This is a genomic window from Ideonella oryzae (assembly GCF_024055665.1).
In the GTDB taxonomy this organism is placed as follows: Bacteria; Pseudomonadota; Gammaproteobacteria; order Burkholderiales; family Burkholderiaceae_C; genus Ideonella; species Ideonella oryzae.
In genome coordinates, this window is the sequence record NZ_JAMXMC010000008.1 from 161,377 (window position 1) to 174,221 (window position 12,845).

Here is a 12,845-nt window from a genome sequence, read left to right on the forward strand (position 1 = left end):
AGTGGTGCCGCCGCATTCGTCTGCGCTGTGCAGGCCACTGAATCGCGTTCACCAGGAGTTTCGAGATGCGCGTCAACCTGCCTGTCTCCCAGAAGCAGTACACGATGGCTGACGACACCATGTTGGTGTCCACCACCGATGTCCAGGGCCGCATCACCCATTGCAACCGGGCCTTTGTCGAGGTCAGTGGCTATGGCTATGACGAACTCATCCATCAGCCGCACAACCTGATCCGCCACCCGGACATGCCGGCCGAGGCGTTCAAGGACATGTGGTCCACGATCGGACGGGGTCGTCCCTGGTCGGGCGTGGTGAAGAACCGCCGCAAGAATGGCGACCACTACTGGGTCATGGCCCACGTGGTGCCCATCATGAAAAGCGGCAAGCCCCATGGCTACATGTCGGTGCGGGAGAAAGCCGGGCCCGATCAGATCCAGGCGGCCGAGGCCCTGTATGCCCAGATCGCACGGGAGCGGGAGACCGGCCGCCACACCCTGAAGTTGCATGCGGGACGGGTGCGTCTGCTGGGGCTGCGGGATGTGCCAGCCAAGCTCCACCGCTTCTCTCTCTCTCAGCGCCTGGGCGCAGGCATGGCGATGGTGACGGGGGGCATGTTGGCCGTGGCGGCACTGGTGCCGGCGGCGCCGCTGCTGGCCGCAGGGGTGACTGCCGCGCTGGGCACACTGGGGATGGTGAGCTGGTTCCGCCAGAGCATCCAGCACCGCATCGACCTGGCAGAGCAGTTTGCCAACGACCTCGCCAGCTGCAACCTGGCCACCAAGATCGAACAGGTCCACCCCCATCCCCTGAGCGGGCTGACCCGCGCACTGAGTCACATCCAGATGAACCTGCGTGCGGTGATGGGCGACGCCCGCGACGAGGTGGCGGGCACCACCCAGTCCATCGGCGAGATCGCCCAGGGCAGCAAGGATCTCTCGGACCGCACGGAGGCGCAGGCCAGTGCCGTCCAACGCACCGCGGCCTCGATGGAACAGATGGCCGGCACGGTTCAGCAGACCGCCCAGACAGCGGCTCAGGTGCAGCACCACAGCCTCGAAACTGCCTCGGCAGCCACCTCGGGTGGCGAGGCCATGGGGCGGGTCGGCGCGACGATCGGGCAGATCGAACAGGCCTCGCACAAGGTGGCCAGCTTCGTGCAGATCATCGAGAGCCTGGCATTCCAGACCAACATCCTCGCGCTCAATGCGGCGGTCGAGGCGGCCCGTGCCGGTGAGCAAGGCCGCGGGTTTGCCGTCGTGGCCGGGGAGGTTCGGGCCCTGGCTCGTCGCAGTGGTGAGGCGGCCACCGAGATCCGCGCGCTCATTGGGCAGTCCGTCGAACAGGTGGAGCACGGCGCCGTGCAGGTGGCCGATGCGAGCCAGACCGTCACCCGCACCGTTTCCGAAGTGCAGCGCATGGGCGAGATGATCCGAAAGATCAGCGCGGCGACGGCGGAACAGTCCTCTGGCGTGCACGATGTGAATGTGGCTGTCGCCGAACTGGACCGGATGACCCAGGCCAACGCGGCCCTGGTGGAGGAGACCGCTGCCGCAGTGGAGGTGCTGCATCGACGCACCGAGGCCTTGCGGCGCTCGGTGCAGGTCTTCAACTTCTGAGCCCGGGGCGCCCGCCCCGCCCTGGCACGGTCAGGTGCACACGGTCAGGTGCACAGGGTCTGTGGCGCCGGACGGACAGTGATCGACAGAGGGAAGGTGCACACTGCACCATGGCATTTTTCTGCCTGCTTCCGTCTGCCTCGCCACGATGAGTCGATACCCTCACCTGCTGCAGCCCCTGGATCTGGGGTTCACCACGCTGAAGAACCGGGTCCTGATGGGCTCCATGCACACGGGGTTGGAAGATGGCCGTGACCTGAGCCGGCTGGCAGCTTATTTCGCCGAGCGTGCTCGCGGTGAGGTGGGTCTGATGGTCACCGGTGGCTTTGCGCCCAATCTGGTCGGTTGGCTCAAGCCTTTTTCGGGCATGCTCGCCTCACAGGCCGGCGTGCGGCGGCATCGGGTGGTGACCGATGCGGTCCATGCCGAAGACGGCAAGATCGCCCTGCAGATCGTGCATGCCGGACGCTATGGCTACCACCCCTTGGCCGTGGCGCCCACAGCCCTGCGCTCGCCCATTTCACCTTTCCGGCCCCGTGGGTTGAGCACGTCCGGTGTGGAGCGTCAGATCCGCGCCTTCGTCCGCTGCGCCGTGCTCGCCCGCGAGGCGGGCTACGACGGGGTCGAGATCATGGGCAGCGAGGGCTACCTCATCAACCAGTTCCTCGCGGCGGCCACCAACCAGCGCGACGACGAATGGGGCGGCGCCTACGAGCACCGCATGCGCTTTCCGGTCGAGATCGTCCGGCGCATCCGGGCGGCGGTGGGGCACGACTTCATCCTCATCTTCCGGCTGTCCCTGATCGACCTGGTGCCGGGGGGCTCGAACTGGGCCGAAGTGGTCCAACTGGCCAAGGCGCTGGAGGCCGCTGGCGCCACGTTGATCAACACCGGCATCGGCTGGCACGAGGCCCGGGTGCCCACCATCGCCACCAGCGTGCCCCGCGCGGCCTTTGCCTGGCTGAGCAAGAAGATCAAGACGGAGCTGACGATCCCGGTGGTCACCAGCAACCGCATCAACACCCCGGAGACCGCCGAGGTGCTGCTTTCGGAAGGCTATGGCGACATGGTGTCGATGGCCCGGCCCCTGCTGGCCGACCCCGATTTCGTACGCAAGGCCCACGAGGGACGGGCCGACGAGATCAACACCTGCATTGCCTGCAACCAGGCCTGCCTGGACCACATCTTTGCCAACAAGGAGGCCAGCTGTCTGGTCAACCCCCGGGCCGCCCACGAGACCACGCTGCGCATTCTGCCGGTCCATCAGTCGCGGCGGCTGGCGGTGGTCGGCGCCGGGCCGGCAGGGCTGGCCGCTGCGACGACCCTGGCCGAGCGTGGGCACGAAGTGCATCTGTTCGAGGCGGCGCAGGACATCGGCGGGCAGCTCAATCTGGCCAAGCAGGTGCCTGGCAAGGAGGAGTTCCACGAGATGCTGCGCTACTGGCACCGGCGTCTGGAGGTGACGGGGGTCTACCTGCACCTGGGACGCCGCGCGCAACCGGAGCAACTGGTGCACGACGGCTTCCGTGAGGTGGTGCTGGCCACCGGGGTGCAGCCGCGCAACCCACGCATTCCCGGGCAGGATCACCCCAAGGTGCTGAGCTATGTGGACGTGCTCTCCGGCGCCCCGGTGGGCGACAGGGTGGCCATCATCGGCGCTGGGGGCATCGGCTTCGACGTGGCCGAGTACCTGAGCCAGAGCGGAAAGTCGAGCGCGCTGGATCTGCCGGCATGGCTGGCCGAATGGGGCGTCACCGACCCGGCCTTGGCCCGCGGCGGCCTGCGGCCCGAGCCTCTGCCCGTGCACCCTTCACCACGCGACATCACCTTGTTGCAGCGCAAGCCCGGCAAGCTGGGAGCCAACCTGGGCAAGACTACCGGCTGGATCCACCGGGCCTCGCTCAAGCAGCGGGGGGTGCGCTTCGTCGGGGGGGTGAACTATGAGCGCATCGGCGACCCGGGTCTGCAAATTTCCGACGGTGAGCGCCGGGAAAACCTGCGCTGGCTGGAGGTGGACACCGTGGTCCTGTGCGCTGGCCAGGAATCCATTCGCATGCTGCAGCAGCCCCTGGAGGCCGCCGGCATGCGGGTGCATGTGATCGGTGGCGCGCAGGAAGCCGGCGAACTGGATGCGAAGCGGGCCATCGACCAGGGCGTTCGGCTGGGTGCCAGCCTCTGAGGAGGTCCGCTGCGCCGCCGCGCTTATTTCTTGCCGTTCTCGTGGCCGATGACACCACCGATGACGGCTCCGCCAATGGCGCCGGCCGTGGTGCCACCGGTGATCACCGATCCGGCCACCGCACCCAGCCCCGCCCCCACGGCGGTGTCCTTGGATCGCTGGCTCATGCCGGCACAGGCCGTGAGCGACAAGGTCGACAGGACCAGGGCCGACACCGCGACCCCACGGAAAATGGAAGCCTTGTTCATGGCGTACTCCTCGTCAAAACCATGAACACAGCTTCGCTGCCACCAGGCGCCCTTCCCATCAGGCAACGGCGCGACGTGTTGTCGGACGATGCCGACACAGCGTCGATCAGTCGTTCGACGGGCTCCAGCCAGCGGGGCGGACCGAGGACAAGGTGTCGTTGAAGTCCCAGCGTTGCAGGTCCGCATACTGGCCTGGGCCCAGGGTGATGCAGCGTCCCCGGAAGTAGGCATCGCTGCAGAGCTCCCAACGGCCCCAGCGGATCACGACCGAGCTGATGCGGTCGTTGAGATCCGTGCGACCGAGGTCATCCACGCCTCGAGAGGCATCCAGGCTGCGGCCACCGAAGTCGGCGTGTTCGTAGAGCTGGATGGCCGACCACTGGCCACCGGTGGCCCCGGTCCCACCGCCGTTGACGCGGCGCACCGAAGACAGCTTGTCGTTCAAGCTCCAGGTGCGCAGGTTCGGGTAACGTCCTGGACCCAATGTGATGCACTGGCCCCGGTAGTCGGCATCGCTGCAGAACTCCCAGAGCCCGCGCCGGATGACGATCGAGGACACGCGGTCATTGAACCCGCGCGGCTGCAGGTCGTCGACGCCCTGACTGGCATCGAGTGAACGGCCATTGAAGTCGTCGTTCTCGTAGAGCACCACCGTGCCCTGGCCGTCCTGACCCCAGCCACCGCCCCAGCCGCCCCCTTCCGGGCGCAGCGAGGAGAGGCGGTCATTGAGGCCCATTGCACGCAGCGTGGGGTAGCGGCCCGGTGCCAGACTGACGCACTGTCCTCGGAATTCGGCATCGCTGCACAGGGTCCAGCGCTCGCCGTGGACGATCACCGACGAGGCCCTGTCGTTGAACTGCAGCCGCTTCAGATCGGCAATCTCGCCCGACGAGGCGAAGGATCGTCCCTGGAAGTTGTCGTCCTGATAAAGGGTCACGTCGGCGTGTGCCGCCGAGGTGGCCAGCAACACGGCCACCGCTCCCATCCAAGGCTTGAACATCGCTTTGCTCCCCTTTCTCCGCCGGTCCCGTGGCTCGGTCAAGCCACCCACTTGCGCGCATTGCGGAACATGCGCATCCAGGGGCTGTAGGCGCTGATGTCGCCCCCGTTCCAGCTCATCAGCACATTGCGGAACACCCGCTCCGGGTGCGGCATCAGCACCGTGAAGCGGCCGTCCGGCGTGGTCACCGAGGTCAGGCCGCCCGGGCTGCCGTTCGGGTTGAACGGGTAGACCTCGGTCGGCTGGCCCCGGCCATCCACATAACGCATGGCCTGATGCACGCGGTTGACGTCGCCGCGCTGCGAGAAGTCGGCGAAGCCCTCGCCGTGGGCGGTGGCGATGGGCAGGCGGCTGCCGGCCATGCCCTGGAAGAAGATGGAGGGGCTCTCCAGCACCTCGACCTGGGCCAGGCGGGCCTCGAACTGCTCGCTCTTGTTGCGGGTGAACTTGGGCCAGGCCTCGGCGCCCGGGATGATGGGCGACAGCGCCGCCATCATCTGGCAGCCGTTGCAGATGCCCAGGGCGAAGGTGTCGCTGCGGCCGAAGAAGGCCTGGAACTGGTCGGCCAGGGCCGGGTTGAACAGCACGGAGCGGGCCCAGCCCTCGCCGGCGCCCAGGGTGTCGCCGTAGCTGAAGCCGCCGCAGGCCACGAAGCCCTGGAACTGCGACAGCGGCACGCGGCCGGACTGCAGGTCGCTCATGTGCACGTCGTGGGCGTCGAAGCCGGCCAGCGCGAAGACCTGACTGGTCTCCACATGGCTGTTGACGCCCTGCTCGCGCAGGATGGCCACCTTGGGCCGGGCCTTGGCGATGTAGGGCGCGGCCACGTCCTCGGCCGGGTCGAAGCTCAGGGCCAGGTGCAGGCCCGGATCCTCGCTGCCGGCGGCGGCGTGTTCCTGGTCGGCACAGGCGGGGTTGTCGCGCAGGCGGGCGATGCGCCAGCTCACCTCGTCCCAGAGCTGGTGCAGCTCGGACAGCGGGGCCGAGAACTGGCTCTTGGCGTCGCGCCAGACCTCGACCACACCCTTGTCGTTGGGCTTGCCCACCACGTGGCTGCAGGTGGACAGGCCGTGCGCGCGCAGGGTGGCCAGCACCGCGTCGCGGTCGGCAGTCCGCACCTGCAGCAGGGCCCCCAGTTCCTCGTTGAACAGGGCCTGCAGGGTCAGCTCGTCGCGGCGGCCGCTGACCTGGGTGGCCCAGTTCTTGGCATCGCCGGTGTCGGCGCGGCTGTCGCTGATGCCGTCGCCCTCGAAGACCAGCATGTCCACGTTCAGGCTGACGCCACGGTGGCCGGCAAAGGCCATCTCGCAGGCTGCCGCCCACAGGCCGCCGTCGGAGCGGTCGTGGTAGGCCAGCAGCTGGCCTTCGGCACGCAACTGGTTGACGGCGGCCACGAGGGCCTTGAGCTGGGCTGGGTCGTCCAGGTCGGGCACCGCGTCGCCGAACTGCTGCAGCGTCTGCGCCAGGATGGAGCCGCCCATGCGGCGTTTGGCCTGGCCCAGGTCCACCAGGATCAGGGTGGTGTCGCCATCCTGCAGCTGCGGGGTCAGGGTGCCGCGCACGTCGTCCAGCGTCACGAAGGCGGAGACGATCAGCGACACGGGGGCCACGACCTGCTTGGTCTGACCTTCATCGTTCCAGCGGGTGCGCATGGACAGGCTGTCCTTGCCCACCGGCACGCTCACGCCCAGGGCCGGGCACAGGTCCATACCCACGGCCTTGACTGTTTCGTAGAGCGCAGCGTCCTCGCCCGGCTCGCCGCAGGCGGCCATCCAGTTGCAGCTGAGCTTGACGCGCGAGAGCTCGAAGGGTGCGGCCAGCAGGTTGGTGATGGCCTCGGCCACGGCCATGCGGCCCGACGCCGGGGCGTCCAGCGCCGCCAACGGGGTGCGCTCGCCCATGCTCATGGCCTCGCCGCGGAAGCCGGCGAAGTCGGCCAGCGTCACGGCGCAGTCGGCCACCGGCACCTGCCAGGGGCCGACCATCTGGTCGCGGTGGTTCAGGCCGCCCACGGTGCGGTCACCGATGGTGATCAGGAAGCGCTTGCTGGCCACGGTGGGGTGGCGCAGCACGTTGCGGGCCGCATCGGCCAGCGACACGCCGGTCAGGTTCAGCGGCGCCAGCTGGCGTTCCACCCGCTTCACGTCACGCAGCATCTTGGGCGGCTTGCCCAGCAGCACGTCCATGGGCATGTCGATCACGCGCTCGCCGCCCGGCCCGTCCTCCAGGATCAGCTCGGGCTCGTCGGTCGCCACGCCGACCACTGCGTAGGGGCAGCGCTCGCGCCGGCACATCGCATCGAAGGCGTCCAGCTTGGCCGGGTCCACCGCCAGGGTGTAGCGCTCCTGGCTCTCGTTGCACCAGATCTCCTTGGGCGCCAGGCCGGATTCCTCCAGCGGCACCTGGCGCAGATCGAAACGCGCGCCTTTCTCGGCACCGTCCACCAGCTCGGGGAAGGCATTGGAGATGCCGCCAGCGCCCACGTCGTGGATGGCCACGATGGGATTGGCCTCGCCCAGCGTCCAGCAGTGGTTGATGACTTCCTGGGCGCGGCGCTGGATCTCGGGGTTGCCACGCTGCACGCTGTCGAAGTCCAGCGCCGCGGTGTTGGTGCCCGCGGCCATCGAGCTGGCGGCGCCGCCGCCCATGCCGATGCGCATGCCCGGGCCGCCCAGCTGCACCAGCAGCGTGCCGGCACCGAAGGGCAGCTTCTTGGTCTGGCCATCGCTGATCACGCCAATGCCGCCGGCGATCATGATGGGCTTGTGGTAGCCGCGGCGAACGGCCTGGGCGCCCTCGCCCACCGTCTGCTCGTAGACGCGGAAGTAGCCGCCCAGGTTGGGTCGGCCGAACTCGTTGTTGAAGGCCGCGCCGCCCAGCGGGCCCTCGGTCATGATCTGCAGCGGGCTGGCGATGTGCTCGGGCTTGCCGTAGGGTTGGGCTTCCCAGGGCTCGTCCGTGTCGGGCAGATGCAGGTTGGACACGCTGAAGCCGGTCAGGCCCGCCTTGGGCTTGGCGCCGCGGCCGGTCGCGCCCTCGTCGCGGATCTCGCCGCCCGCGCCGGTGGAGGCCCCGGGGAACGGGGAGATGGCTGTCGGGTGGTTGTGGGTCTCCACCTTCATCAGCACATGGGCCGTCTCGGCTTTGGCGCCGTACTTGGGCGCGTCCAGATAGCCCTCGGGCAGCCAGCGCTGCACCGGGCCGCCTTCCATCACCGCCGCGTTGTCGTTGTAGGCAATGATGGTGTGCTGCGGGTTGAGCTTCTCGGTGTTGCGGATCATGCCGAACATCGACAGCGGCTGCTTCTCGCCGTCGATGACGAACTCGGCGTTGAAGATCTTGTGCCGGCAGTGCTCGCTGTTGGCCTGGGCGAACATCATCAGCTCGACGTCGGTCGGGTTGCGCTGCAGGCCGGTGAAGGCCTTGACCAGGTAGTCGATTTCGTCGCCCGACAGCGCCAGGCCGAAGGTGACGTTGGCGGCCTCCAGCGCGGCACGCCCTTGCCCCAGCACGTCGACATGGGCCATGGGTTCGGCCGGCTTCTCGTCGAACAGGTGGGCGGCCGCCTCGCGCTCGAAGGCCACGCTCTCGGTCATGCGGTCGTGCAGCAGCAGCGCGCAGGCCTGCAGTTCCTCGGTGTTCAGCGGCTTGGCGCTGCCGGTCAGGCTGCTCACCAGCCCGCTCTTGAGCTGCAGCCGGTATTCAGTGACGCGCTCGACCCGGTGGATGGCCAGGCCGCAGTTGTGGGCGATGTCGGTGGCCTTGGAGGCCCAGGGCGAGACCGTGCCCAGGCGCGGCATGGTCAGCACCAGGGTGCCGTCGTCACCCTGCGCCGGGTCGCCGTAGTTCAGCAGCTCGGCCAGCTTGCCAGCGGCTTCGGTCGACAGCGGTCCGTCGCTCCAGACCCAGTGCACATGGCGGGCCGTCACCCCGGTGATGCGCGGGCAGGCGGCCTGCAGGCGAGGCAGCAGCGCGGCGGCGCGGAAGGCGGACAGGGCGTTGCCGCCCTCGAAGTGCATCAGGTGCTTGGGAGCTGTGGACATGGAATCCCGTCGGTTGGCGGCGGTCTGAGGCGGTGCTTGCGGGCAGCCTGGAGTGGCATCGGCACGGGCAGTCCTTGCGCGAAAGCACTGCCTGGGCCATGGAAACCGGCAATTTTACGATGCGATGGGATAATTCAGCCCATGACGATTTCCATCAAGAGCGCGGCCGACATCGAAGGCATGCGGGTGGCCGGACGCCTGACGTCCGAAGTGCTGGACATGCTGGCCGAGCATGTGAAGCCCGGGGTCACCACCAACCAATTGGACCAACTGGCCCACGACCTGATCGTCCACGAGCAGAAGGCCATTCCGGCGCCGCTGAACTACGCGCCGCCGGGACACCGCCCCTACCCCAAGTCGATCTGCGCCTCGGTGAACCACCAGGTCTGCCACGGCATCCCGAACGACAAGCCGCTCAAGGAAGGCGACATCGTCAACCTGGACATCACGGTGATCAAGGACGGCTGGCATGGCGATTCCAGCCGCATGTTCATCGTCGGCGAAGGCTCCATGGTGGCCAAGCGCCTGTGCCTGCTGACCCATGAGGCCATGTGGAAGGGCATCGTCAAGGTGCGCGCTGGTGCCCGCTTGGGCGACATCGGTCACGCCATCCAGACCTTTGCCGAGAACGCCGGCCTGTCGGTGGTGCGCGAGTTCTGCGGCCACGGCATCGGCCGCGGCTTCCACGAAGAACCCCAGGTGCTGCACTATGGCCGCCCGGGGACGCTGGAAGAACTCAAGGCGGGCATGACGATCACGATCGAGCCCATGCTCAACGCCGGGCGCCGCGAGATCAAGGAAGGCCCGGATGGCTGGGCCATCGTCACCAAGGACCGTTCCCTGTCCGCCCAGTGGGAACACACGGTGCTGGTGACTGAAACCGGCTACGAAGTGCTGACCCTGTCGGCCGGCACGCCCAAGCCACCGGCCTTCGTCACCGGCTGAACGCCTCCGGCCCCGCAGTACCATGGCCCGCGACGACGACAGCTCCGCACCCGCTCCGGCCCCGGCCGGCCCGCTCCCAATGGGCGAGATCCGCCAACGCTTCAAGCAGGGCAAGGCGGAGTTGCTGGACCATTTCCGCGAGGCCCGTCCCACGGTCACCAGCGCCTCGCGGCTGATGAAGGCCCTGGCGCGGCATGTGGACACCACGCTGGCCCAGCTGTGGCATCAGGCGGCGCTGCCTTCACAGGCCGCGCTGATCGCGGTGGGTGGCTACGGGCGTGGCGAGCTGTTCCCCTACTCGGACGTGGATGTGCTGGTGCTGCTGCCCGAGGCTCAGGCGCGCGACGAAGCCGTGAAGTCCGCGGTGTCGGACTTCATCACCGCCTGCTGGGATGTGGGCCTGGAGATCGGTTCCTCGGTGCGCACGCTGGCCGAATGCATCACCGAGGCCAAGGCCGACGTGACGGTGCAGACGGCCTTGCTGGAAAGCCGCCTGCTGTGCGGCACCCGCAAGGTCTACAAGCAGTTCGCCGACCGCACCCTGGCGTCGGTGGAGCCGGAGGGCTTTCTGCGCGCCAAGACGCTGGAGATGCGCCAGCGCCATGAAAAGTACGAGGACACGCCCTACGCGCTGGAGCCCAACAGCAAGGAGAGCCCGGGCGGCCTGCGCGACCTGCAGGTGGTGATGTGGGTGGCCCGCGCCGCGCGCCTGGGCAAGACCTGGGCCGAACTGGCGGCCAAGGGCCTGATCACGCCCTTCGAAGTCAAGCAGTTGCAGCGCAACGAGGGCATCCTCAAGCTCATCCGCTGCCGGCTGCACCTGGTGGCTGGGCGGCGCGAAGACCGGCTGGTCTTCGACCTGCAGACCGCCGTGGCCGAGAGCTTCGGCTTCCACGCCAGCGGCAGCGAACGGGCCTCCGAGGTGCTGATGCACCGCTATTACTGGGCAGCCAAGGCAGTCACGCAGCTCAACCAGATCCTGATGCTCAACATCGAGGAGCGGATCAACGCGTCCGAGAGCGTGCCGATGCGGCCGATCAACGCCCGCTTCCTGGACCGCGCCGGCATGCTGGAGGTGGCCAGCGACACGCTGTACCTCGACAACCCGCATGCCATCCTTGAGACCTTCCTGATCTACCAGCAGACGCCGGGGATCAAGGGCCTGTCGGCCCGCACGCTGCGCGCGCTGTACAACGCCCGCGGGGTGATGAACGGCGCTTTCCGGCGCGACCCGCTCAACCGCGATCTCTTCATGGAGATCCTGCAGCAGCACGAGGGACAGACCCACGCCTTCCGGCTGATGAACCAGACCTCGGTGCTGGGGCGCTACCTCTGGGTCTTCCGCGGCATCGTCGGACGCATGCAGCACGACCTGTTCCACGTCTACACCGTGGACCAGCACATCCTGATGGTGCTGCGCAATGTGCGGCGCTTCTTCATCCCCGAGCACGCCCACGAATACCCCCAGTGCAGCCAGCTGGCGGCCAACTGGGACAAGCCCTGGCTGCTGTACATCGCCGCTCTCTTCCACGACGTGGCCAAGGGGCGCGGCGGCGACCATTCCGAGCTGGGCGCGGTGGAGGTGCGGCGCTTCTGCCGCGACCACGGCCTGGACAAGACCGACACCGGTCTGGTCGAGTTCCTGGTGCGCGAGCACCTGACCATGAGCCGCGTGGCGCAGAAGGAAGACCTGTCCGATCCGGACGTGGTGGCCCGTTTTGCCCAGAAGATGGGCGATGCCCGGCGGCTGACCGGTCTGTACCTGCTGACTGTGGCCGACGTGCGCGGCACCAGCCCGAAGGTCTGGAACGCCTGGAAGGCCAAGCTGCTGGAAGACCTGTTCCGCATGACGCTGCGGGCCCTGGGCGGCGCGGCACCCAATGCCGATGCCGAGATCGAGGCCCGCAAGCAGGAGTCCCGCCATTTGCTGGCCCTGCATTCGGCCCTGCCCGGCACCGAGGGGCCGCTGTGGGACACGCTGGAGCTCAGCTACTTCGCGCGGCACGACGCCTCCGACATCGCCTGGCATGCCCGCTCGCTGTGGCGCTACCTGGAGACGCAGGAGCCGATCGTGCGGGCGCGGCCGTCCAGCGTGGGCGAAGGTCTCCAGGTGCTGGTGTATGCGCCGGACCGGCCGGACCTGTTCGCACGCATCTGCGGCTACTTCGATGGCGCGGGCTTCTCGATCCAGGACGCCAAGGTGCACACCACCAAGAAGGGCTATGCGCTGGACACCTTCCAGGTGGTGAGTTCCACCATGGACGATCCCGAGCCCTCGGCCTACCGGGACATGATCTCCCTGGTCGAAACCCAGGCCACCCAGGCCCTGGCCAGCACCGCCCCGCTGCCGGAGGCCGGCATGCGTGGCCGTGTTTCGCGCCGGGTGCGCTCCTTCCCGGTCAAGCCGCGGGTGGCCCTGCGGCCTGACGAGCGCCGCCAACGCTGGCTGCTGTCCATCAGCGCCAGCGATCGGCCCGGCCTGCTGTACGCCATCGCCCGGGTATTGGGTCGCCATGAGATCAGCCTGCAGCTCGCCAAGGTGACGACGCTGGGCGAGCGGGTGGAGGACACCTTCCTGGTCTGTGGCAAGGCCATGCAGCAGCCCAAGATCCAGCTGCAGGTCGAAAGCGAATTGCTGGATGCCCTGACGCCACCTCGGTGATTCTGGCGCCTCGGGACCAACCCGGTGGCGTGAGCCCGGTCGGACACTGACACTTGGGCTGCGCCCCCTTTCGGCGCGGTGAGCATGTCTGTCAGGAGAGCCGCCATGTCCATCCACCTGGCCGAGAAGGCACTGATCGAGTCCCGCAGCTA

The 12,845-nt window shown here is 68.1% G+C and carries 7 protein-coding genes; 4 read left to right on the forward strand and 3 right to left on the reverse strand.

Annotated features, from left to right (window positions below; all coding sequences use genetic code 11):
• Window positions 1-65: 65 nt before the first annotated feature.
• Window positions 66-1,616, forward strand: a complete 1,551-nt coding sequence (locus M0L44_RS15005; protein WP_252770625.1) for a methyl-accepting chemotaxis protein — start codon at window positions 66-68, stop codon at window positions 1,614-1,616.
• A 148-nt stretch (window positions 1,617-1,764) separates the two neighbouring features.
• Window positions 1,765-3,795, forward strand: coding sequence for an NADPH-dependent 2,4-dienoyl-CoA reductase (locus M0L44_RS15010; RefSeq protein WP_252770626.1), 2,031 nt, complete (start codon window positions 1,765-1,767; stop codon window positions 3,793-3,795).
• A 23-nt stretch (window positions 3,796-3,818) separates the two neighbouring features.
• On the opposite strand, the gene M0L44_RS15015 is transcribed toward M0L44_RS15010, so the two are convergent.
• From M0L44_RS15015 to purL, 3 genes are all read right to left on the reverse strand, one after another.
• Complete coding sequence (locus M0L44_RS15015) at window positions 3,819-4,043, reverse strand: YMGG-like glycine zipper-containing protein (protein WP_252770627.1); 225 nt, start codon at window positions 4,041-4,043, stop codon at window positions 3,819-3,821.
• 106 nt (window positions 4,044-4,149) lie between these two features.
• Entirely contained in the window at window positions 4,150-5,043 is an 894-nt protein-coding gene (locus M0L44_RS15020; protein WP_252770628.1) for a beta/gamma-crystallin, read from the reverse strand.
• Between the two features lie 38 nt (window positions 5,044-5,081).
• The gene (purL, locus tag M0L44_RS15025) at window positions 5,082-9,086 is read right to left on the reverse strand and encodes a phosphoribosylformylglycinamidine synthase (RefSeq protein ID WP_252770629.1); all 4,005 of its coding nucleotides are present in this window, start codon (window positions 9,084-9,086) and stop codon (window positions 5,082-5,084) included.
• Between the two features lie 141 nt (window positions 9,087-9,227).
• On the opposite strand from purL, the gene map reads away from it, so the two are divergent.
• Together map and M0L44_RS15035 are read left to right on the forward strand one after the other, a co-directional pair.
• Window positions 9,228-10,031 (forward strand): type I methionyl aminopeptidase, encoded by an 804-nt coding sequence (gene map / locus M0L44_RS15030; RefSeq protein WP_252770630.1) that lies wholly within the window; start codon window positions 9,228-9,230, stop codon window positions 10,029-10,031.
• A 79-nt stretch (window positions 10,032-10,110) separates the two neighbouring features.
• Window positions 10,111-12,693 carry a [protein-PII] uridylyltransferase gene (locus M0L44_RS15035; RefSeq protein WP_252770723.1) on the forward strand — a complete coding sequence of 861 codons (2,583 nt, stop codon included), beginning with the start codon at window positions 10,111-10,113 and terminating at the stop codon, window positions 12,691-12,693.
• Window positions 12,694-12,845: the final 152 nt, after the last annotated feature.

Bases quoted from the DNA above. Each gene is read 5' to 3' on its own strand.
- M0L44_RS15005 (WP_252770625.1), top strand. From the start codon at position 66: ATGCGCGTCAACCTGCCTGTCTCCCAGAAGCAGTACACGATGGCTGAC.
- M0L44_RS15010 (WP_252770626.1), top strand. From the start codon at position 1,765: ATGAGTCGATACCCTCACCTGCTGCAGCCCCTGGATCTGGGGTTCACC.
- M0L44_RS15015 (WP_252770627.1), bottom strand. From the start codon at position 4,043: ATGAACAAGGCTTCCATTTTCCGTGGGGTCGCGGTGTCGGCCCTGGTC.
- M0L44_RS15020 (WP_252770628.1), bottom strand. From the start codon at position 5,043: ATGTTCAAGCCTTGGATGGGAGCGGTGGCCGTGTTGCTGGCCACCTCG.
- purL (WP_252770629.1), bottom strand. From the start codon at position 9,086: ATGTCCACAGCTCCCAAGCACCTGATGCACTTCGAGGGCGGCAACGCC.
- map (WP_252770630.1), top strand. From the start codon at position 9,228: ATGACGATTTCCATCAAGAGCGCGGCCGACATCGAAGGCATGCGGGTG.
- M0L44_RS15035 (WP_252770723.1), top strand. From the start codon at position 10,111: ATGGGCGAGATCCGCCAACGCTTCAAGCAGGGCAAGGCGGAGTTGCTG.